Consider the following 21,497-nt stretch of genomic DNA (forward strand, 5'->3'; position numbering starts at 1 on the left):
TAGTGTCCTTACGTTGGGTTTCCATGTCGGCGCCACAGGGCGCCACGCGTCGTACGTAAAGCACCGGCGGGGCCCCCTGCCCGCCGGCATCAGGTGTTACATGGATCGAGAACGCTGCTCCTGTTCGCGGGCGAGTGCGGCCGCCGGGTCCTGTTGCGCAACACTGGCCGCCAACTGCTGGCTGCTCTGTGCCAGTGGCTGCTGTGCGGCCTGCTCCCGGTCTACGGACGCACGCAGCATGGCCGGATCACCCAACGTGCCCTGCACCGCAAACAGCGTGCGGCCGTCGTTGCCGGCCAGCAGATGATCAATGCGCGACAGCCCCGCCTTCTGCGCGCCCAACGCCAACGCACCAGCGGCATTGTCGAGATCCTGTGCATTGCGCAGCCCACTCTGCGGTCCCAGCTGCTGCAGGTGCCGGCGCGCATCCTCGAACAACGCATTGCCGGGCTCACCGGCGTGCGACATGTCACGGGCAACACTCTGCGCCTGCGCACCGACTTCACCTCGATCCAATCGCGCCATCACGTCCGGCGTCAGCTTCTGTTGCCAGACCTCGAAGCGTTGCCGGCGCGCCTCGATGCCATTGAGCGCGCCATTGAGTGCATGCGTTGCTTCGCGCACATCCTGGCGCGCCGCCTCCGGCACCCGTGTCTGCCACTGCCATACGGCAATACGGCCTGCGTGCTCGGGCTGCGCGGCCAGTTCCGGGTGATTCACCAGGTCCAGATCCAGCGCCTTGCCGGCGCGCTCGTAATTCTCCTTGCCGACCAACGGCAGATAGCCGCGGCCGTGGTACTTCAGCGCGTCACCAGGCGCGTCGTTGCCCATGCGCCCGCCGTACATCAGCTCGGCCAGGTTTTCCGGGCGGCCACGCAGCGCTTCCTGGCGGGCGCTCTCCAGCGCAGCGTTGCCATTGCGCCACGCAGCCTCCACCGGGATCTGCGAGATTCCCCGGGTGAAGTTGAAACTCTCGTTGAGCCGGCTCAAGCCGCGCGACTCGTGCCCTGCCTGGGCCATGAAATTGGCCAGTTCAAGCGGGGAGTCGATGCCGGCTTTGGTCGCCTGCCGCAACAGCTGCGACTCTCTATCGGTCGACACAGTGCAACTCCTGAATCTTCATCAGCGCGGATTCCCTTCCGCCGGTTGGAGCTTGGCTCATGGAAGCGACACCTCGGCGACACTGGACGGGTCGAAGTCCTCGAACCGCACCCTGCCCAGTTCCGCCACCGAGTAATCCCGGATGTTGGTCGCTTCGGTCTCGATATCCACGACCTTGCGTCTCACCCCGTCCACCCAGCAGGCCTTGTCCGCGGGCGCATAGCGGAACCGGTAGGTGCTGCTCCAGCGCTCGCGGCTACCGCCGTTGGTGATCACGCTGAAGGTGCCTTCCTCGACCATTGCATACGCAAAAGGGTCGCCGGCCAGGCCACCCCGGGTGGAACACGGCACCAGCTTGTCGTTGCGCGCGGCCAGCTGCCAACGCCCGCGCCCGTCAGCGCGCAGCAACAGCAGCACCCGGTTTGGTCCGTGCTGACCGGGCACCAGCCCTTCCGGCGTCGGCTGGTCGATGACCAGCAATTGATACTCGATGCCATCGCCGTTGAGCTCGCCCCTGACAGCTTCCAGCAGGTTCGCACCGGACGGAACGAATGCCAGGGCATCGTCCATGTGTGCGCCAACCCTGTCTTCCATCCCCTCCCACTCCTTCAATGTGGTCATGCCGATGCCCGCCTCCCTGCCCAGCCGGAACGCGGCGTTCCGGCTTATCCGCGCCTGCGCGGGCAGGGATCATAGCCTTGCGTACGGCAAGGCCGTGATGATGGCAAGCGTCACCCGCTGCAGGGGATGACAGCGTCCTCATTGGACGGAAGAACTCCTGCATTCGGCGGCACCGGTGCGTCATTTTCATGACGCGCGGGGAGCTTACCGCGAGGCGTTCTGCCGCGTCGAAGGGCAAGGAAATCGAAAAGCGGAATTGATCACAGAAAACGGGGCTTAGCGTGAATGGCGCCTTACCTGATGAACAGATCCGCCGTGCAGGCCGTTCTGGCGATCCCGCATTGCCCCTGCGGCAGCTGCTTCCATGCCGCCTTCGCGTTGCATTGCTGCATCGCGACAACGACCGCTCCCTGTTCGGACATGGCCGTGGCGACGCTGGTGGTTTCAGTGCCCAGACCCGCGTGGGCGACTGCCACGCATTGCGCCTGGAACAGGGTCGCCAACGTACATTCGCCCTTCCCGAACTCCCTGCACTCCTTCATGGATGCACGCCTGGCCTTGCCCCGCGAACGCATCGAGTTGCTGATGAAGGTATCGCCGCGGGCATCCATTGCCACGCCGCGCACGGTCTGCGCCCAGTTGGGGCGATTGTTGTACGGGGAGCCTGAGCTGCTCACCGGAATGGGCGCACAGCCCTGTACACCCTGGCCACCGATGGGATACATGCCCTGCGGGCAGTTGCCTTCGGCAAGCGCGGTGAACGGCAGCAGGCCTGCAATCAGCAGGCACGGGAGAAAAGCGAGGTGGATTCGTTTCATGGGGACACCCATTCCTTTGCTGCCCATTGTGAGAGGTGGGACGACCTGAGTAGACGATCGTTGCCCAATATGCCTCCCGGATTGGGAATGCTTCGCAGAGCAAACACAGGCCCAGGCTGGCCGGGTACCTGATCATTGGAGAACTCGGCGATTCCAACCGGAGTGCTCGGCAAGCACCATGCTTGCGTAGTCACGCTGAACGCTCAAGGTCAATCGCGTCAAATTGTGAATCAACGCAGGCTTGATCGGAGTACAGCACCCCAGCACAACACATTACTGCCGATCAAATAGACGCCCTTCGCACGAATATCACCTTCACATCAGCATCTCCAAGCTTGCCTTTGCCTTGGGGAATCAACACGCTCCGGGCACTGGCAGTCAGGGCTCTTTCGCTAGAACGCCTCATAGACCGGTTCAGAACACGCTGAGTAGGCAACTTTGCATTGCGTTCCAGTCGGATCCACGCAGATCTTTTGTGCCTGCACAATGGCTTCCTTCAAGTCTTGACCGCTCGCAACGCCACCACGCGCCCCATTGCCTTGGCTCTGAGGAACTACCCAAGCGGCACACTGGTTTCGGTACGCGATGAGTATTCGGCAATCGCGAGCAGCGTGCATGCCGCATCCCTCGAGAGCGACACGCTCCGCATCCTCTTTCGTCGCCCTCCCTGTCGCCACGCCTGCTTCGTTCGTACTGGGCGAGGAAGCAATGGCACCCCACGTCTTATGCCACTGGCCAGCGGGTTCCGCCCCACGGGCGCTCCCCCCCGCTCCAGGGATGGGGGCACACCCACCCACCCCTTGATCGCCGATGGGATACTGGCCGGCCGGGCATCGGCCCTCGGCATTGGCGTTATTGGCAACGAGGAGTGCAGCTAACAGCAGCGCGAGAATCACGAGCGCCGGATTACCGCGTAAAGGTTTGAAATCGGCCATTGTCTTGAATTTCCATGACGTCACAACCGATCAGTCTTGCTGGAAGGACGGTTTGGTACAGTCAGAATGGAAAACGGAGCAAGCCTGACTTCCCAAATCCTTGCAGTTCTTGGCTGCCCCCTCCTGCGCCTGTTCTTTCGTCGCCCCGGTGTTGAATCTCATGCCATTGTCCGGTCATGCAGCCCGGACAACCGCATAGCATTGGTTGTAGTAGGTAAAAACGACTGTGCAGTCGGTAGCTCCGCCCTGCCGGCATCGTTCGACGGCTTGGCGCTCTGCCGAAGCCTTGGCCTGATGCCCAGTAGCAGAACCTGCATCTCCTCCAGGCGAGCTGGCGACAGCACCCCATGTCTTGACCCAGTACCCGGGATTCTCCTGCGGGGCGCTCTGAGCCGCGCCGGGTATGGGTGCGCAGCCACCAACGCCTTGGTCGCCAATCGGGTACTGGCCCCCAGGGCAACGACCTTCGGCATTGGCATTTTCAGTAACGACCAGCACGGCAAACGCCAGCGTCAAAAACCCAAGAAATGTTACCCAAATGCTTGAATCCGGCCATTGCCAAGACTTTTGGGACATCACTGTTGATCACTCGGCGGTCTGATGCTCCGCACCCGTCATCTTCCTTGAAGCCTTCCGCAGTGCTTCAAGCGACATCCAAAGAACGGGAGGCAATATGATTCGCCACATCAGCCCTCCTGAAAGAAGGGCTTGGTGCAGTCCGAGTGGACGAACGTGCACTCCTGGCTTCCCGAATTCCGACAATCCTGCGTCGCCCTTTCCAGCGCCTGTTCCTTGGTAGCACCCGCGTTGAACATCGTTCCATTGTCCGGCCGGCCGGTTCTGATGGACGCATAGCACTGGTTGTAATAGGTGTACAGAACCTTGCAATCAGTTGCTCCCCAGTGACCGCAGCGCTCGATCGCCTGTCGCTCGGCCGAGGCCTTGGCCTGATGGCCAGTCGATGCACCCGCATCGCCATTCATGGATCCCGCAACGGCTCCCCACGTCTTAACCCAGTGCCCGGGATTCTCATCAGGCGCGCTCCGGCCTGCCCCAGGGATGGGAGCACAGCCGCCCACTCCCTGATCGCCGATCGGATACTGGCCCGGCGGGCAGCGGCCTTCTGCTAACGCAGAATTGATGTATGCAGAACCCATAAACACGAAAGACAAGCAAAGATATTTCAGAAAACCGTTGGCGCTCATCGTCAGTCCAGCCTCTAATTTCCTTGATTGGCGTTCGCCGCGCCACGTTGACCAGGTGTGGTTCCTCCCGCCCCGCCCGTGCCGTCAAACACTCGGCCCAGACTGTTCTGAGGATTTGCTGCATTGTGGCCCGACGCGGCCTCCGGAGCCGCCGGCGGCGGAGCCGACATGCCCGGCGGACGACCATCAGCACTTGGCGAGGCACTGGCGCCACCACCTATCTGCGAATATGCCATGAAGGTGCCCAAGGTACCCTGGAAGAACATCGCTGCCATTGGGGGTGTAGTCAGGATCAACGCGGTGAGGATCAGGCCCATGCCTCCCTGCTGCATTGCCTGGCTGGTCATGCCGTCGGACATGCTTTCCTTGAGGATGAACTCCTGCACCAGCGCCGTGGTCCAGAAGGTGGCCGCTACACGTACCACCATGTCCAGCGCGATGGAGACCATCGCTGCAAGTACGGCCATCGAGAACATCGTGCCGATACCGTAGAACAGCCAGCGCTGGAACAGCTGCTTGGTCTGTTCGAACAGCAGGCAGAGGATGAACAATGGGCCGAAGCCGATGAACAGCGCCATGGCGATTTCATACAGCATCAGCATCGCACCAGCGGTAATGGCCGGGCCTGCAGTGCCCATCCCGATGAAGAACAGTGCCCGTTTCTTGTCCTCCAGCAACTCCCCGTCATTCATGATCTGAATGGCGTCGATACTGGAAAGCGCGACCTGCATCCATGCCAGGCTCTTGTCGATCTGATCCTCGGGCGATTCGTTCGAGCCCGTCACGACCTTCGTGATTTCTTCCTTGACGTCGTGGGTGAGGAAGCTCTGCAGGTTGGTGCCGAACGCGCCCATCGTGGTGGCCGCGCTGACGATCAACGCCGCACGCGCCATATTGGTCACCAGTACCATCATTGAGTCCCGGCTGCGGCCGGTCACGATGCGGAAGCCCTGCACCAGCACCCACAGGGTCATGAGCGTGAGGGCGATGCCGCCGACCCACTGCATCATTTCCCCCATCATGTCGATGCCAAACTTGTTTATCTTGCTTCGCAGGAAGTCGAAGATGAACTTGAAGAACACGAAATCCCCGATCGACTGGACACGTGCCACGTGCCCCATCAAATCCTGGAATCCGCCATTGAAGTCAAAATTGGCAATCGACCTGATCATTTCCGCAATCCCTTGATGTATCCCTACCGGACAACCTCATGAGGCAAGTGCTTATACCCCTGCCCCAAGCGACGTCAGTCGATGTGCAAAGCACCTTTCAACGCAGCGGTCTTGACCAGCTGCGAGATGACGCCCGGCTTGCCTTTCAATGCCACGCGCGCCAACACGCGCTGATTGGCCTTCATTGATTCCTCATAGGCGTCGTAGGACCGCATGCGCGCCTCCCACTCCTGCTGCAGCTTGGCAATGTCGTTTGCCGTACGCAGGGAGTCACTGTTCACTGCGGACATCGTGCCGGCCAGGTTTCCGTCCCCGCCAAAACGCCAACCCATGATCTCACCAAGCGTCGAATTGATGCTGGGGATGGTCTTCTCAAGGAACTCAACCGTCTCGTTGCGCTTGCGGTTCTCCATCATCTGGATGTTCACGCAAAGCTGCTGCTGCTGCGCATACAGGTCGCCAGAGGTGTCGAGGACGAACTTCTTCAGCAGGCTTCCTGCACTGAAGCCTGCTGAAGTACGGCAGACGTCTGCAACCATGTAGTCATCTGGAACACGCTCGAGCGTTGCCCCGGGTGGCAGCCCAAAATTGTTGATCAGACCCTGGATCTGGACCAGCGCGTCCTGATATTCCTGGAACGTCTTTTTCCAGCGAGTCACCTGAGCCGCGTACTCCAGCCCATCAGCCTTGATCTGCGCCTTTCCTTGAGCAACGTCCTTCAGCGCCTGCATCAGGTTGCTGAGGTCGAAAACAGGGTAACCACCGGCTGATACCGACGTCGTGGAGAACATGACCATGCTCCCCAGCAGGATGGCTGCCAGGCGCTTCTGACGCAGACCGCGTTGGCGCTTGTTATTACTGGATGTCATGTTCATGTTCTTCTCCAATGGAATGGATTTCATTCAGCGCTGTTTGATCGAAGGCTTTCAAGCCGCATCGGTTTCGGCAGAGACCTTGGCTTTACCAGAGCCCTTTCGGTTCTTGTAGAAGTCCTCCAGCCACTGTTCCGGCGTGAGCTCGTCCACAGTGATCCGATTGCGGACCGCAGCCGTCTGCAGCACCCGATGCATGATGTCGATGTTGTCGGTCGAGGCCGAGATCACCGACAGGATGTCGTCCATGCCGCGCAGGTTGAGCTGGCAGACACTGGAAGCATGGCCCTGCTTGACCAGGAAGCAGCGCGAGCGCTCGTCCAGCGCGGTGACCACCTTGAACTCCGCCTCGGTCAACTTCAGGCCATCCATGTAGTCGCTCTTGCTGGCGTTCGGGTTCGGCAGCAGGATGAGCGTGGCGGTCTGCTCGATCAGGGCAGCGGAGATGTCACTCTTCAGCGCATCTTCCGGGCTCTGGGTGGCGAAGATTCCCAGGCCGTTCTGCTTACGGATGGTCTTCTGCTTGTTCTTCGCGAACTCCTTCAGGCCACCCTCGCCGTCCAGGATCTTCCAGAATTCGTCCATCACATAGATCAGCGGACGACCGTCGATCAGCGACTCCAGGCGGTGCAGCAGGTAATTGATGACCGGCACGCGCACTTCGGGGTTGTCGATGATGTCGGTGTAGTCGAAGCCGATGATGTTGGCCTTGCTCAGATCCACCGTATCGATCGGATTGTCGAAGACCCAACCCAGCGAATTGCCCGAGGTCCAACGACGCATGCGCGCGTAGAGACCGTCATCGCCCATGTTGGGCAGGCTCTTCTGGAAATTGGTCATGCTGCGCAGGTGCATCGGCGTATCGAGCATGCTCTCCACCGCGCGGTAGATGTCCTCTTCCTCGCGGGCGCTGTACTCGCGCTTGCCGGCCAGCACCTTGATCAGGTCGGCCAGGAACTGCACGTTGGATTCGCTGTTCTCGCACTGGAACGGGTTGAAGCCGGTCGGCGCACCATTCTCCAGGGCCAGGTAGTTGCCACCACAGGCGCGCACGAAGATCTCGGCGCCGCGGTCCTTGTCGAAGAAGAAGATGGTCGGCGACGGTTCGTACTTCTGCACCTGGCTGAGCAGGAAGTTGATCAGCGCGGTCTTACCGGTACCGGACTTGCCGATCACCATGGTATTCGCGATCGCCTTCTCACCCAGCGAATTCTCGGATGGATGGGTCGCGTGGAAATTGAAGTAGTACGGCTGGCCGTTGGTGGTCTGCAGCGTGGTCACGCAGTCACCCCACGGGTTGTTGTGCTGCTTGCCGGTGGCGAAATTGTGCAGCGGCGACAGGCCGAGGAAGTTCAGCGAGCTGACGTTGGCCAGCCGCGTGCGGAAGCGCCAGTTGGCCGGCAGCTGCGAATAGAACGACGAGGTGACCGCCAGATCTTCCTTGGTCGACACGAATCCGGCGTTGGACAGCTCGGCACGGGTCGAGGCCACGTTCTGCGACAGCTTGGCCTGGCTGTCGCCGTAGACCGCCATGATGAAGTGGTACTCGCCCAGCACGAAGTTGCCTGACGACAGATGATCCATCGCCTGGTCGAGTTCAACGATCTGGCTGACCGCCTTGTCGCCCGAGGAGATCATCATGCCCTTGGTCCGGTCCAGCACCTTCAAGGCGTCCTGGCGCCCCATCGGGCTGAACGAATGGGTGATGACGTACTCGTAGTCCAGATACTTCAGACCATTGAGGATGCCCGGATAGGTCCCCTCGGCATATTCCTTGATATTCAGGATTGCGCCGAAATGATTGACGCCATTGGGCGTATTGATCACGAAATCGCCGGTCTTGGCAGAGAACATGTGCCGGCTGACCGGAAGATAGTCTTTCACTGGCGCCGACAGTACCGGCACCGGCTCATCGATGCGGTTGATCAGGTAGCCGAACAGCTCCAGCGTCTCGGAAAACACCACGCCGTTCTTGGCTTCGTACATGCCGAGCCGGTACGGCGCGTAGTCGCGGATCACCGCCTCGACGTTCCCGGCCAGCTCCATCAGCTTCTCGACCGCCTGCTCCTGCTCGGCGCGCAGCTTGTCCACGTTCGCAGACTTCTCCACGAAGCGCTTTCCCGCCACCACCGGACGATAGATCATCGTCAGGTACAGCTCGTTCTGCATGATGCGCTGCGAGGACAGCATGCCCATGTACTGGTCGGACACATCCTGGTTGAAGCGCTGCTTGTAATGGCTCTTTCCCTTCAGGGTGCGACGGCGGCGGATGTCATGCACCCAGAAGGCGACGTTGACAAAATCCGGCGCACGCAGCGTCTGCAGCAACCGGTTGAAAGTATTGTGCCGATGCTCAAGCTCCCATTCTTCGCGCCCCACGAACGGCAGCCCTTCCAGGTGCCAGGTCAACAGGTAGTCGCCGCCCGTGGTCTTCACCACATTCGGAGCCACGTGCGACGACAGGGGAATGAATTCGCTGATGGAGGTATCTGGGTTGAACATACGACTGCTTCCAAAAGGTACTGCCGGCAAAGATTCGGAGTTGGCCAGGCGGGCGCTCAACGCCCGCGTGGCCGGATCCAGCCCTCAATCCCTGGGGGCCGGCTTGCTGCGGTAGTGATTCGGGTTGAACACCCACATGCCATCGTGCTCCTGCACGTTGCGCGTCTTGAGCTTGAACATCAGCCGCAGCCCCAGCAGGCGGAAGATCATCTCGTCACGCTTGGCCATCTGCCGCATGATGAAGATCGCCACCGGGATGGACAGCAGAAACCAGAAATTCGTGTACATGCTCAGCAGCAACAACCCACCCGCCACCATGAAAAATGGTAGGTAGGGAACGCCCAGGAACATCGCTGGGCGCGTGCAGCCCCGGAACAGGACGTTCTTATGCACTGTAGTACTGGACGGCGTGCTTGATCATTTCAAACGCCATGCCAGCGCCGTCGCCGCCACCGCCGACGTTGTCGCAGTTGCCAGCTTCCTTGCCGAGCAGCATGCGCGCGATCTGGCCCGCCGCGCCGATCAGCACACCGCCGATCAGGATCGGGGCCACGTCACCGATACGCTTGTGGGCAAACGCAATCTGGTAACCGGCGAAGATCACGGCGATCGTGACCACGGCGATCGATGCCATGTTCAGCAGGCCGTTGATGTTGGAGAAGAAGCCGCAGACCTTGCCATCGGTACCACCGAAGTCAGTGCCGCCGGCCAGGGCCTGGGGAGCGAACACAGCACCTGCGAATGCGACGGCCATCAGCATGGTCTTCAGCGTGCGCTGGGCCTGGACGAGGTCGAGATTGAATCGCTTCATGGATTGATTTCCTTGTTGATGGACTAACACAACTGAATCGACCAGCCGGGGGACCGGTCGCACCACGACTTCGTCAGAACACGAAGGCCGCATCCCCTGCGGGAATCTGCTGCACCGGCGCACGGGGTGCCGGTGCGTTGTAGAAATTCTGGGTGTCCGCTGCCGGCGCGTTGCGCTCATTCCAGGGGCGCAGCATCACCGGCGCATCCGCGCCGGCCACCCCGGGAAGCTGTTGCGGCATGGCTGAACCAACCTGCCCCGCAGCGGCCTGCGGATACTGTTGTGGCAGCTGTTGCGGCATGCCGCTTCCGCCCTGTGCCTGCGGCTGCATCATCCGATCAACCGAGCCCAGCACTACGCGCGATACCGCCTGGTCGGCGATGTTCAGCAGGCTGCCGCGGGCCATCGCACCGGTTGATGGGTAGACGGTGTAGGCCCGGGCCGGGTCATTGGACGGTACGTAAACCGGCGCACTGGCCTGGGCGACGATGCGCGCCTGGGCCGGCGAGACTGTCTGCGGATGATGCTCGACCTTCACTACCCGACGCTCGCCACGACTGACCACGTCGATCGGCGCGACGCCATTGGAGGCGACCTGCTGGCCACGACGGATGGAGTCGTAGACCTTCTGCACGTAGCCGTGGCGGAAACCGGTCTCGAAGTTGCCCGAGTAGTAGCAGCTGAACGACTTTCCCCAGTCCTTGCCCGAGCGGTTGTAGCACTCGGCGAGGATGCGGGAGCCCGCCTGCAGGTTCGGGCACTGCTGGAACGCCTTCTCGTACGAATCCAGACCATACTTGGCCAGGTTGTAGCGATTGACCTGGGCCAGGCCAATGGAGAAGTTGTAGCCCTTCTCCTCCAGCATGCGAACGGTGGCCAGCGCCTCGTCGAGTGCCTTGGGCTGGCGCACCAGGGCGCCGCCGACCACGCCGATGGCATAGGGGTTGCGCGACGATTCCACGTTGATGACGTGCTGCATCACGTCCATCGAGACGGCCATTTCCGGGCACGCCATCATTTCCAGTCCTGGCAGCATTGGTCAGCCCTCCTGCCCCTGGGCACGCCCAGGATTGAAATCAATACCGGTGATATAGCGCGAGCCTGCGTGCGCCTTGATATGCACGACGATGTCGATGGTCATCATCAGCAGTCGCTTGATGACGTTGAACTCCAGGCCCGACCCTTCAGTCGATGCCTTCACCATCAGCGCCAGCTGATCCCAGGTCTGCTCCGGGCTGCCGGCATGGCAACTGGTGATCGAACCCGGATGGCCCGATGCGCAGTTGCGGATGAAGTAGAACGCCTCGTCACCGCGCAGCTCGGCGAGGATGATGCGTTCGGGTTTCATGCGCAGGCAGGCTTCCATGCAACTCTTTGCGCTGACATTGCTGGTGCTCTGCCCGCCCTTGGAGTACAGCAGGTGAACCACATTGGGTTGGGTCAGAAACAGCTCGCGGGCGTCCTCGATCGTGACCAGGCGCTCGCTGTCCGGGATATGATTGACCAGCGCTTTCATGAAGGTGGTCTTGCCGCTACCGGTCGCACCGGATACCACGATGTTCTTGCGGTACATCACCGCACGACGGAAGAACTCTGCGTACTCGCGCTGCTGCCGCAGCTCCAGCAACTCGCGATCCTGCTCGCTCAGACTGCCATCCTGTTCCAGGATCTGGTTGAAGAAGCCATCCTCGTGGTACTGGGTGAGCGACTTGGTGTGCTTGGACGGCAGGCGGATCGTGATCGAAACCTTGCCGGCATCACAGGCAGGTGGAATCACGAACTGCGCACGCTGGCCGGTCGGGAAGGTCAGCGAGACGACCGGATCGGCATCGGTGATGCGCTGGCCCGTGTTGCTCTCATTGACGACGGCGGTGCAGAACTGCCGGGCCCGCTCGAAGGTCAGGCCCGGCACGTCCACCCGCTGCCACCCGGCCCGGGTTTCCAGGTACAGCTCACCGGGACGGTTGATGCAGATTTCCGTCACTTCCGGGGATGTCATGTACTCGGCGATGCCCAGCACTTCGTACTGATAGCGCAGGAAATCGCTGGAGACGAGGGCGAGGGGTGACACTTCGGCGTCCATGGTTGTTCTTCGGGTTACCGGCGCGGGTTGAGCACGTTGGTGAAGTCAACGTCCTTGGCGACGTAGACGTTCACGATGGTGCCCTGGTTGATGGTGACGGTCGGCGGGCGGTTCGAACTGGTCAGGGCTTCGTTGGCGAGACGCTCCATCGTGCGCGCTGTGGCGCTTTCATAGGGCGAACGAACCGCGAAGCCATTGCTGGAAACCGTGGTCGACTCCGGGCCATGCTCGGCTGCGGCGTACTTGAAGGCGTCGGCAATCAGGCTGATCATCAGTGCCGATGCAATGCGACTGCCCCAGTGCGCGCTGTACTGGCCCGGATGACCGGCACCACCCAGCTGATCCACGCCTGGGCTGGACATGGCCACGTCGATGCCATTGGGGGTGGTGATGCGATCCCAGATCACTTCCACGCGCTTGCCCTTTGGACCGCCGCCGTACGCACCGTAGATCTTGGAACCCTTCGGCAGCAGCAGGCTGCGGCCGTTGATCGAGTAGACCGGCTCGGTCAACAGGCACGACGTATAGCCTGCAAGATCGGTGATGATGCGGGTCTCCAGGACGCAACGCAGATAGGTGCCACGCACCAGCAGCGCATCGGGGCTCCGGATGTAGGACGCATTGGACACATCATCCACGTCAGGCCCGCGGCGCACCTTGGCCGGCGGAGCATTGCCGCTCTGCGCCTGTATCGCAGCCAGCGTGGCCTGCATGTAGGGATCATCGTTGTCCCCTGCTGCGGCCTGGCCGCCAGCGTCGCCCGTGCCCACGCCTGCGCCACCACTACCGGCAATGCGGCGATCCAGCAGACTCGGGCCGCGATCGATCTCGCGCTCGGGTGCGGCACGCGGAATGTAGGTCGGGCCCATCGTTTCCTGCGGCGGCGGCGGCAGCATCGGAATGGGCTCGGCGGCCTCCCGGGCGGCCTCGCGAATCGCGGAGGGCGCCATGGTCGGCAGATCGGGGGTGCTCGAACGTGCGACCTGCGGCGGCGCCTTGGCGTCGTCAGCGTCGTCCTTGCCCTTGCGCAGCAGCAGGAAGCCCATGGCCAGCAACAACACCAGGATGCCGCCGAGGAACAACAGCGCCTTGCGGTTCAAACGCTGCTCTTCCGCAGAGCGAAGCTGCGGAGCACTGGCATCCAGGTCCGGTGTCGCCTCGGCCTGCGCATGCCCGTAATAGGGGTTCGTCGGTGGCTCCTGAGCCGCAGGGCCCTGCCCGTACGGAGACGGATTTGGATCGTTGCCGGGAGTGTTCTGCTGGCTCATTTCTTCACGTTCCTTCGCAGGCCGACGACGAAGTCGCCGTGGCGGATGACCAGGTACGGGTAGGTCCCGTGCACGATCAGCGTATTGCCCTCAACCGTGGTGTTGACCACGAAATCCTCGCCGTACTCCTTCTCGCGACCGAACACGGCCGGGAAGATACCGGTCTTGTACTCGGGCGAGTTAGGCAGTTTCAGATAGGTGAAACGGCCATCGTCGTAGGCGTTGACCGGGATCAGCCACCCCATCTTCTTCGCCTTGCTGGTCGAATAGGAGTAGTTGAAGTTGTATTGGCGGTCCTTGGCCAGCTCGGTACTCAGCAGCGGCTGCGCCTCTTCCTCGACCGCTGCCTGGGCAGGCCCGAACACAGTGTCATTCGGATAGACGAAGGCGATCTTGTACTGCACGCCGGCGCGACGCGCCTGCTCAAGCTGGCGCCAGTCGGTGGCAACGACCTTCAGCTCGAAAATGTACGAATGGGTCTCGGTACGCACCATCATGTTGGTGTCGACGTCGACGTTCTTCGGCTTGAGATAGAACACGTTCTCGCGCCGGGTCAGTTCCCAGCCGCTGCTGAAGCCGGTGCTGTAGTCGAGGATCTTCTCGTTCGGGCTCAGCTCGATCTGGGTGGTGAGGCCCAGGCCGGTGCGAACCGGGTAGATGCGGTCCTTCTCGTACTCGTAGTGGTCAACTGCCTGTGCCATCGCCGCGCTGGAGAACACCAGCGACAGCAACGACAGCAGCGCCCACGCGCTTCCCCTGACTTTTCGACTACTCATCGGTTGCTTGCTCCATCAGCATTTCCGGTGGAATGGTTCGGTGCCGGCATCATTGCCGGCTGCCCCGGCACGCCCTGCCCCGGCATCGGCTGCGCCTGGACCGGCTGCCCCTGCATGGGCGCACCCTGCATCGGCTGCATCTGTCCATTGGCCGGCACTGCGACAGGCTGACCGGTGGCCGGGTCGATCATGGTGGCGGCGGCCGGATTGTTCGGGTCATACATGCCCTGCGCCTGCTGCGCGGCGAGTTGGGCCTGCTGCGCAGCATCCTGGGCCTGCTGCTGCATGGCGCCGTCATCCGGCACGGGCACACCACGCGCATAGTCGTTGTCGACACGGTACTCGGTGACCTGGAACGCCAATGGGTTGAGCACCCGGTCCTGTTCGGAAAGCGCGAGATTCTGGTTGTACTGGAAGCGCATGGTGACCAGCTGGTTGTCCAGGTAGGTCGATGCACCCGTGCGCTTGTCGAGCAGGCTGCGCTGGATGCGCACGGACGCACCGCGGAAGCTGCCATTCGCCTGCGCGCCCAGCGGGGTGATGCTGAGGATCTTGACCCTGATCGCCTTGCCCCTTCCGTACATCACGAAGGGATTCTGCGGATTGTTGCCGGCATAGCGCTGCTTCATGCTTGCGCCGACGGGATCGCTGGACATGACGAACACCAGCTCCCAGTCGCGCAACCCCATCACCGCGGAGTCGTACGACTCGCGCGCCAGCACGTACTGGGCGACATTGCTGCGGTTGACCGCTTCATTGGTGGTGATCGTTTCGCCCTGGAACGTGCCCCTCAGGCGCGCCACCGTGGCCGTACCTGTATAGGCATCGGCCATCACCAGGAACGGCACCTTCTCCTTCAGCGGCAGCATGTAGTAGTAGCCACCAGCCAGTGCGAGCGACATCAGCAATGAGCCGGTGGCCACCCACCACGCACGTCGCTCGCTGCGACGCGCCATGTCGGCCACGGTGATCTCGTAGCTGACCGCCTTGGCGACCGACTGCTCGACCTTGGGACTATTGCCGGGATCCTTCTTGCGGAACATGGATTCTTCCGTACTGCTGAAACATCAATGGGCGTGGAGCCCCTGCGACAGGCGCGGGGAGCAGCACGTTCGATGGTTTCGAGGTGGACTCAGGTGCCGCTGTTGGAATCAGCGCCCTGCGCCGACGCGGTGGGCGTCGAGCCAGCGCTCTGCACAACGATCTGGTTGCCTACGATGGAGACGGAGATACCCTGCGCCGCATACGCTGCGGTGAGGTCGATCACGGCCTGCTGCGCATTGGTGGTATCGATGTTCGAGACCGCGCCGTACAGGGTGAAATCCGAGCTCAGGCGGTAGTCCAGCGTGCGTCCGGAATCCTTGGCCCAACGCTCGAGCATGGCTTTGAGCGTGCCATCCATCGGCGAGGCCTGGTAGACGTAACTGGAGTACAGCGGAATCTCGGTTGTGGCCGCGGCGAAGCGGTTGACCGGCTTCCAGCGGCCTCCGAAATCGGGGGCAGGCTTGGTGGCACACCCTGCCACCATCAGCGCCGCGACTGCGGCGATGGACATTTTCGCGATAAACGCCTGATTCATACGGGCTTCACTTTGACGTACGAAAAAGCAGTTTCGAACGTTGGTTCCCTGGCCGTCCGGCGCTGCATGGCGCACGCCGGAATCGGAGGGACGCACTGGCATGCAGCACACCCACTCCGGCTCCCCTGCAGCCCGAAGGCTGCCAACCAGGTTGCAGGCCGAGCGACGGAGCTTCCCCGTCACGCACCTGCACACCCATACCAACGTCGAAACCATCCTTGTTTCCATGGCACAAACTCCTGGCCACCCTGCTTCAAAACTTTGACATCCAGCACACATCTCTGGATGTCGCACACAGGGTTACACAACTGCGCGTCAATTCCATGTCAGGAAAACCTGAAAATCTATCGAAACGTGTTGTTTTTTTGACGGAGCGCACCATTTCACGTCAGTGAATATGAATTCACTTCACATTTTTATGTTTGTGAAATCAGACTTTCAGCATCGGAACATCGACCTTTGGCAGCAGCCGCGAGGTGAAGTAGCGGTCCTTGTAGTAGCGGATCTTGTCGCATTTCACCGGATGCGGTATGCCCTCGTAGAGGAACACTTCCTTGTCCGGCCCCATCGCCTTCAGCTCCTGCGGCAGCATCAGCGCGCGCCGCTCTTCGGTGAAGCTGTGGGTCTTCTCGCGGGCGTGGGTGACGTTCTTCTTGCGGATGGTGGTGTAGCCCAGCATGTCCGAATAGTCATTGGCGTCCTGCTGCTCGCGCGGCGCGTACAGGATCTGCAGCGCGTGGTTGGTGATGATCGTGCGCGAGACTTCCCGGCCATAGGTGGCATCGAGCTGGGACATGCTCTGGATGATCGGCAGCAGGCGGATGTTGTAGCCGGCCATGTAGGACACCGCCGAGGCGATGATCTCGACCTTGCCGATCGATGTGAATTCGTCCATCAGCAACAGGCACTGGTACTTCAGGTCCGGGTTGGACTTGGGCAGTTCCTTGGTGTTGAGGTTGATCAGCTGGCTGAAGAACAGGTTGATGATCAGGCGGCTCTCGGCCAGCTTGTTCGGCTGGATGCCGATGTAGATGGTCATCTTCTTCCTGCGGACGTCGGTCAGCAGGAAGTCGTTGCTGCTGGTGGCCTTGTCCAGCACCGGGTTGATCCAGGCATTGAGCGGTTCCTTGAAGGTGCCCAGGATCGAGGCGAAGGTCTCGTCGGCCTGGGACAGCATGTTGGCGAACGCCGAGCGCGCGTTGGCGCTGAGGAACGAACGCTCCGACAAGGCCTTGAGGTACTTTTTCAGATCGGTGCCGTCGCCGGATGACAACCGGTAGACAGAACCCAGCGTCGGCGTGCCCGAGCCGCCCGGGAAGCCACTGCTGCGCTCGTCGTCCCAGTTCTCGAACAGATACAGGGTGAAGGCCATGAACGCGTTGCGCGCCTGGCTGACCCAGAATTTCTGGTCCTCGGCACCATCCGGATACAGCATCGCAGCGATGCTCATCAGGTCCGACACCCGGAACGCCGGGTCATCGGAGACATAGCTGAGCGGGTTCCAGCGATGCGTGCGCCGATCCTCGGCGAAGGGATTGAACAGGTAGATCTCCTGGCCCTGGCTGGCGCGCCAGCCGCTGGTCAGGTCGAAGTTCTCCTGCTTGATGTCCAGCACCACCAGTGATTCGCCGTACTCGAGCAGGTTCGGGATGACCACGCCGACACCCTTGCCCGAGCGGGTCGGCGCGGCCAGGATCACGAACTGCTGGCCGTCCAGCCGCACCAGCTTGCCGCCGTGGCTGCCGACCACGATGCTCTGGCCGGTCTTCTTGAACATGCCATGCTTGGACAGGTCGGCGCCGGTGGCAAAGCGCGCGTCGCCATGCAGCGAGCGCTTGTCCTTCTTCAGCAGCAGCACCAGGCCGGTCACCAGCAGGACCAGCAGCGGCAGGCCGAAGCCCACGTAGCCGGCCCACTTGATCTTGCCCACGAACGGCGCAACCTGGGGCTGGCCAATGGCGTGGTAGTACTGGTAGTACGTGTTCCAGGTGAACAGCTTGGTGTCCAACCCCAGGAACAGCAGGGTCAGGTAGCCGGAAAACACGAAACCAAGCAGCAGGGTCGCCAGCGTGATGATGGCGATGAGCGAATACTTCTTACTGGGCAACACCCGGATCCTCCATGATGCGCACAAGGGCGCGACGGCCTAGCGGCGGCGCCAGCGCGACGCCTTCTTCCGCAGGTGGTTTTCGTTCTCCAGCCCGGGCTCCTCGCCCTCTTCACGCACCCGCTGCAACAGCAGCTGGCGCGCTTCGGCCAGTGATACAAGGTCGGTCAGACGATCCCCATCGTCGGCGACGACCGCATGGCCGACCACATCGCCCGGAGCGTACACCGGCTCGTAGGACACCGCTACCAGCTGATAGCGGCCACGCGTCTCCAGCACATGCCTGAATTCCTGCATCGATTTCCTCCTTGCTCAAGCGCTCCACGATCCCCTGCGTGCACCATCATGCCGCCCCCCATGTCGTCACCACATGCAGGACGCCAGCCGCAGCGCGCCGCACCTCCTGCCGCCCCGGGCCCGCGCTCGGCTGGCCACAATCCCATCGATCAAACGCTGATTTGCCCCCCCGCGTGGCTGCCCCTGTTGCGGTGCAGCAGTACAATGACCGGCTCCCCCGCCCCTTCGCGCCCTCCGCATGAGCCCCAACTCTTCCCTGGCTGCGCGGCTGACGCCCCGTCAGCGCACCCTGATCATCCTCGCCCTGTCACTGGGCGGCTTTGCCATCGGCACCAGCGAATTCGCCAGCATGGGCCTGATGCTGGAGATCAGCCGTGGCCTGTCGATCTCCGAAACCCAGGTCGGCCACCTCATCAGTGCCTATGCCATCGGCGTGGTCGTCGGTGCGCCGATCCTCGCCTTCGTCGGCGCCAGCTTCCCACGCCGCAAGCTGCTGCTTGCGCTGATGGGCTTCTATGCCATCGGCAACCTGGCCAGTGCGCTGGCGCCCAACTACGGCACGATGCTGGTGGCCCGTTTCGTCGCTGGCCTGCCGCACGGCGCCTACTTCGGCGTAGCGATGCTGGTGGCGGCGGCAATCAGCCCGGCCGGCCAGCGCGGCCAGGCGATGTCGCGCGTGTTGCTGGGCCTGTCGATTGCGATCCTGGTCGGCAATCCGCTGACCACCTGGCTGGGCCAGCAGTTGAGCTGGCGCACCGCCTTCGCCCTGGTCAGCGTGCTGGCCGTCGCCACCGTGGCGATGATCGCGCGCTTCCTGTTGCCGGATCCGGATGAAGTGCGCACCTCACCGATGCGCGAACTGCGCGCGTTCAATACCACGCAGGTGTGGCTGGCGCTGGCAATCGGCGCCGTTGGTTTCGCCGGTATGTTCTGCGTGTTCACCTACCTGGCACCCACCCTGGTGCAGGTCACCGGCGTAGCCGAATCCTGGATGCCACTGGCGGTGGGCGTGTTCGGCATCGGCGCGATCATCGGCAACATCGCCGGTGGCTGGCTGGTAGACAAGTTCCACTTCAAGGCGGCCGCGGTGGTGCTGCTGTGGTCGATCGTGATGCTGCTGCTGTACCCGCTGGCCGCGCAGTCGGTGTGGACGATCGGTCCGATGATCATCACCGTCGGCACCATGGGCGCGCTGGCGGCAGTGCTGCAGACGCGCCTGATGGACGTGGCGGGCGAAGCGCAGACCCTGGCCGCTGCCTCCAACCATGCCGCCTTCAACACCGCCAATGCACTCGGCCCGTGGCTGGGTGGCATGGCGATCAGCGCCGGCTTCAGCCCGGCCAGCACCGGCTATGTCGGTGCGGCCACCGCGATCGGCGGCCTGCTGCTGTGGTGCGTGGCGGTGATGCTGGACAGGAAGCGCAAGGCAGCCGGCGCGGGCAGCCACTGACCTTCGCGCCGGATCGTCAGCTGCTGCCCGCGCGGCGGCGGCGATCCGGCCGCAGCAACGCTGTATCACCGGCCGCCAGCGTCGGTCGCGCCAGCTCACCGCGCTGCACGCGGTCCAGCACCCGCCGCGAATTGGCCGCGCAGTCGATGTCCTCCGGCCGTGCCTGGATGTCTTCGATCAGGGCCAGCAGGTGCGCCCGGCTCTGTGCCAGCCGCGACTGCAGCGCTTCGATGTCGGCCACCTTCTGCTGCAGCATCATGATCAACGCATCGTGCTGCCACTGGCCCATGTCCGGTGGCAGCAATGCGCGTATTTCCTCCAGGCTGAAGCCGGCGCGCTGCGCACCGGTAATCAGCTCCAGCAGCAGCACCGCCTGCTCCGGGTAGTCGCGGTAGCCGTTGGCCTGCCGTTGGACCACCAGCAACCCGGCCTCCTCGTAAAAGCGGATGCGCGACGCTGCCAGGCCCGTGCGGCGGGCGAGCTCACCGATTTTCATCTGCCTGAATCCTCGACATCGGAACCTGTTGACCTTCAATCAAGCTTGAAGGTTAGCGTAGCGCCATTCCCCTGTCCTGGAGCTGTCCGATGTCGCTGTTCTCGCCCCTGGCACTACCCTCCGGTGCCGTCATCCGCAACCGCATCGCCAAGGCGGCGATGGAGGAAAACATGGCCGACGCCGACCACGCGCCCTCCGAAGCATTGCTGCAGTTGTACCAGCGCTGGGCCGACGGCGGCGCCGGACTGATCATCACCGGCAACGTGATGGTCGATGGACGCGCCATGACCGGGCCGGGCGGCGTGGTGCTGGAGGACGACCGCCACCTCGACCGCTTCACGGCCTGGGCGGACACTGCCCGCTCGCGGGGCGCGCAGATGTGGATGCAGATCAATCACCCGGGGCGGCAGATGCCGGCCGCACTTGGCCAACCTGCGCTCGCGCCGTCAGCCGTCGCGCTGCAGATGGGCGCGCTGTCCAAGCAGTTCGCACCACCGAAGGCGATGACCGGGGACGACATTGACGCGGTGATCGCGCGCTTCATCCGCAGTGCCGAGCTGGCCGAACGCGCCGGATTCAGTGGCGTGGAGATCCATGCCGCACATGGCTACCTGCTCAGCCAGTTCCTGTCGCCGCTGTCGAACCACCGCGACGACCGCTGGGGTGGCAGCCTGCAGAACCGTGCGCGCCTGCTGCTGGAGATCGTGCAGGGTGTACGCGCGGCGGTGGCGCCCACGTTCGTGGTGGCGGTGAAGCTCAACTCCGCCGACTTCCAGCGGGGTGGCTTCTCGCCCGAGGACGCGCGCGAAGTGGTGGAGATGCTGGCGCCCCTCGGCGTGGATCTGGTCGAACTGTCCGGCGGCAGCTATGAAGCACCGGCCATGACCGGCGCCGCACGCGACGAACGCAGCGTGGCCCGCGAAGCGTACTTCCTCGAATTCGCACGTGAGATCGCCACGGTGGCAACAATGCCGCTGATGGTCACCGGCGGCATCCGCCGCCGCGAAGTGGCAGAGCAGGTGCTGGCCAGCGGCGTAGCCATGGTCGGCATCGCCACCGCACTGGCAATCGAGCCGGATCTGCCGCAGCACTGGCAGCAGGGCCGCGACCCGGTGCCGACACTGCGCGACATCAACTGGCGCAGCAAGCCGCTGGCGGCCAGCGCGCACATGGCCGCAGTGAAGTATCAGCTGGGCCGCCTGAGCCGGCGCCGCCCCACCGCACCGACGGTCTCACCGGTATGGGCACTGCTGCTGGCACAGGCGGCCGCAAAGTGTCGGACCCGCCGCTACCGGCGCTGGATCGGCGCCCGCGCCATCGCACGTTGAGCCGCGCGGTCTTCTCATCGCCGCAGCGATGCTCCACCATCTGCAGGATCGGCGGCAGCTCCGCCGCCGGTCGCAG

General features: G+C 62.7%; 22 protein-coding genes. 2 read left to right on the forward strand and 20 right to left on the reverse strand.

What is annotated here, in order from left to right; translation table 11 throughout:
* Window positions 1-96: 96 nt before the first annotated feature.
* From ACZK4H_RS13370 to ACZK4H_RS13460, 19 genes are all read right to left on the reverse strand, one after another.
* The gene (locus ACZK4H_RS13370) at window positions 97-1,101 is read right to left on the reverse strand and encodes an XVIPCD domain-containing protein (RefSeq protein ID WP_099551006.1); all 1,005 of its coding nucleotides are present in this window, start codon (window positions 1,099-1,101) and stop codon (window positions 97-99) included.
* Between the two features lie 57 nt (window positions 1,102-1,158).
* Complete coding sequence (locus tag ACZK4H_RS13375) at window positions 1,159-1,695, reverse strand: hypothetical protein (RefSeq protein ID WP_099551005.1); 537 nt, start codon at window positions 1,693-1,695, stop codon at window positions 1,159-1,161.
* 320 nt (window positions 1,696-2,015) lie between these two features.
* The gene (locus ACZK4H_RS13380; RefSeq protein WP_241896733.1) at window positions 2,016-2,552 is read right to left on the reverse strand and encodes a DUF4189 domain-containing protein; all 537 of its coding nucleotides are present in this window, start codon (window positions 2,550-2,552) and stop codon (window positions 2,016-2,018) included.
* 380 nt (window positions 2,553-2,932) lie between these two features.
* Window positions 2,933-3,475 (reverse strand): DUF4189 domain-containing protein, encoded by a 543-nt coding sequence (locus ACZK4H_RS13385; RefSeq protein WP_099551003.1) that lies wholly within the window; start codon window positions 3,473-3,475, stop codon window positions 2,933-2,935.
* Window positions 3,476-3,649: 174 nt separating this feature from the next.
* Window positions 3,650-4,051, reverse strand: coding sequence for a DUF4189 domain-containing protein (locus ACZK4H_RS13390; RefSeq protein ID WP_099551002.1), 402 nt, complete (start codon window positions 4,049-4,051; stop codon window positions 3,650-3,652).
* Window positions 4,052-4,161: 110 nt separating this feature from the next.
* Window positions 4,162-4,680, reverse strand: a complete 519-nt coding sequence (locus ACZK4H_RS13395; protein ID WP_223846428.1) for a DUF4189 domain-containing protein — start codon at window positions 4,678-4,680, stop codon at window positions 4,162-4,164.
* Between the two features lie 14 nt (window positions 4,681-4,694).
* The gene (locus tag ACZK4H_RS13400; RefSeq protein WP_099551001.1) at window positions 4,695-5,852 is read right to left on the reverse strand and encodes a TrbL/VirB6 family protein; all 1,158 of its coding nucleotides are present in this window, start codon (window positions 5,850-5,852) and stop codon (window positions 4,695-4,697) included.
* A gap of 74 nt (window positions 5,853-5,926) precedes the next feature.
* Complete coding sequence (locus tag ACZK4H_RS13405; protein WP_099604555.1) at window positions 5,927-6,754, reverse strand: hypothetical protein; 828 nt, start codon at window positions 6,752-6,754, stop codon at window positions 5,927-5,929.
* A 24-nt stretch (window positions 6,755-6,778) separates the two neighbouring features.
* Window positions 6,779-9,226, reverse strand: coding sequence for a VirB4 family type IV secretion/conjugal transfer ATPase (locus ACZK4H_RS13410; RefSeq protein WP_099604039.1), 2,448 nt, complete (start codon window positions 9,224-9,226; stop codon window positions 6,779-6,781).
* A gap of 84 nt (window positions 9,227-9,310) precedes the next feature.
* Window positions 9,311-9,619: a VirB3 family type IV secretion system protein gene (locus ACZK4H_RS13415; protein ID WP_099550998.1), complete on the reverse strand. Its 309-nt coding sequence runs from the start codon at window positions 9,617-9,619 to the stop codon at window positions 9,311-9,313.
* Entirely contained in the window at window positions 9,612-10,037 is a 426-nt protein-coding gene (locus ACZK4H_RS13420) for a TrbC/VirB2 family protein (protein ID WP_099550997.1), read from the reverse strand. The genes ACZK4H_RS13415 and ACZK4H_RS13420 overlap by 8 nt, the downstream gene beginning before the upstream one ends.
* 73 nt (window positions 10,038-10,110) lie before the next feature.
* Entirely contained in the window at window positions 10,111-11,073 is a 963-nt protein-coding gene (locus tag ACZK4H_RS13425; RefSeq protein ID WP_099550996.1) for a lytic transglycosylase domain-containing protein, read from the reverse strand.
* Window positions 11,074-11,076: 3 nt separating this feature from the next.
* Window positions 11,077-12,120, reverse strand: a complete 1,044-nt coding sequence (gene virB11, locus ACZK4H_RS13430) for a P-type DNA transfer ATPase VirB11 (protein WP_099550995.1) — start codon at window positions 12,118-12,120, stop codon at window positions 11,077-11,079.
* Window positions 12,121-12,134: 14 nt separating this feature from the next.
* The gene (locus tag ACZK4H_RS13435; protein WP_099550994.1) at window positions 12,135-13,388 is read right to left on the reverse strand and encodes a TrbI/VirB10 family protein; all 1,254 of its coding nucleotides are present in this window, start codon (window positions 13,386-13,388) and stop codon (window positions 12,135-12,137) included.
* Window positions 13,385-14,164 carry a TrbG/VirB9 family P-type conjugative transfer protein gene (locus tag ACZK4H_RS13440; protein WP_049402208.1) on the reverse strand — a complete coding sequence of 260 codons (780 nt, stop codon included), beginning with the start codon at window positions 14,162-14,164 and terminating at the stop codon, window positions 13,385-13,387. The genes ACZK4H_RS13435 and ACZK4H_RS13440 overlap by 4 nt, the downstream gene beginning before the upstream one ends.
* Window positions 14,161-15,207 carry a VirB8 family type IV secretion system protein gene (locus ACZK4H_RS13445; protein ID WP_099550993.1) on the reverse strand — a complete coding sequence of 349 codons (1,047 nt, stop codon included), beginning with the start codon at window positions 15,205-15,207 and terminating at the stop codon, window positions 14,161-14,163. Before ACZK4H_RS13445 ends, ACZK4H_RS13440 begins: the two co-directional genes overlap by 4 nt.
* A gap of 89 nt (window positions 15,208-15,296) precedes the next feature.
* Entirely contained in the window at window positions 15,297-15,743 is a 447-nt protein-coding gene (locus ACZK4H_RS13450) for a hypothetical protein (RefSeq protein WP_099550992.1), read from the reverse strand.
* Between the two features lie 430 nt (window positions 15,744-16,173).
* A complete protein-coding gene (locus ACZK4H_RS13455) occupies window positions 16,174-17,853 on the reverse strand; it encodes a type IV secretory system conjugative DNA transfer family protein (protein WP_099550991.1) in 1,680 nt (559 codons plus the stop codon).
* A gap of 36 nt (window positions 17,854-17,889) precedes the next feature.
* Window positions 17,890-18,147, reverse strand: a complete 258-nt coding sequence (locus ACZK4H_RS13460) for a hypothetical protein (RefSeq protein WP_099550990.1) — start codon at window positions 18,145-18,147, stop codon at window positions 17,890-17,892.
* Window positions 18,148-18,385: 238 nt separating this feature from the next.
* Here ACZK4H_RS13460 and ACZK4H_RS13465 point away from each other — a divergent pair, with 238 nt between their 5' ends.
* A complete protein-coding gene (locus tag ACZK4H_RS13465; RefSeq protein ID WP_099550989.1) occupies window positions 18,386-19,597 on the forward strand; it encodes an MFS transporter in 1,212 nt (403 codons plus the stop codon).
* Between the two features lie 16 nt (window positions 19,598-19,613).
* Here the strand turns inward: ACZK4H_RS13465 and ACZK4H_RS13470 are convergent, their stop codons facing one another.
* On the reverse strand, window positions 19,614-20,093 hold the full coding sequence (locus ACZK4H_RS13470) for a MerR family transcriptional regulator (protein ID WP_099550988.1): 480 nt from the start codon (window positions 20,091-20,093) through the stop codon (window positions 19,614-19,616).
* An 89-nt stretch (window positions 20,094-20,182) separates the two neighbouring features.
* On the opposite strand from ACZK4H_RS13470, the gene ACZK4H_RS13475 reads away from it, so the two are divergent.
* Window positions 20,183-21,421, forward strand: coding sequence for an NADH:flavin oxidoreductase/NADH oxidase family protein (locus tag ACZK4H_RS13475; RefSeq protein WP_099550987.1), 1,239 nt, complete (start codon window positions 20,183-20,185; stop codon window positions 21,419-21,421).
* Window positions 21,422-21,497 lie beyond the last annotated feature (76 nt).

Source organism: Stenotrophomonas sp. 78350_Sma (genome assembly GCF_056482105.1).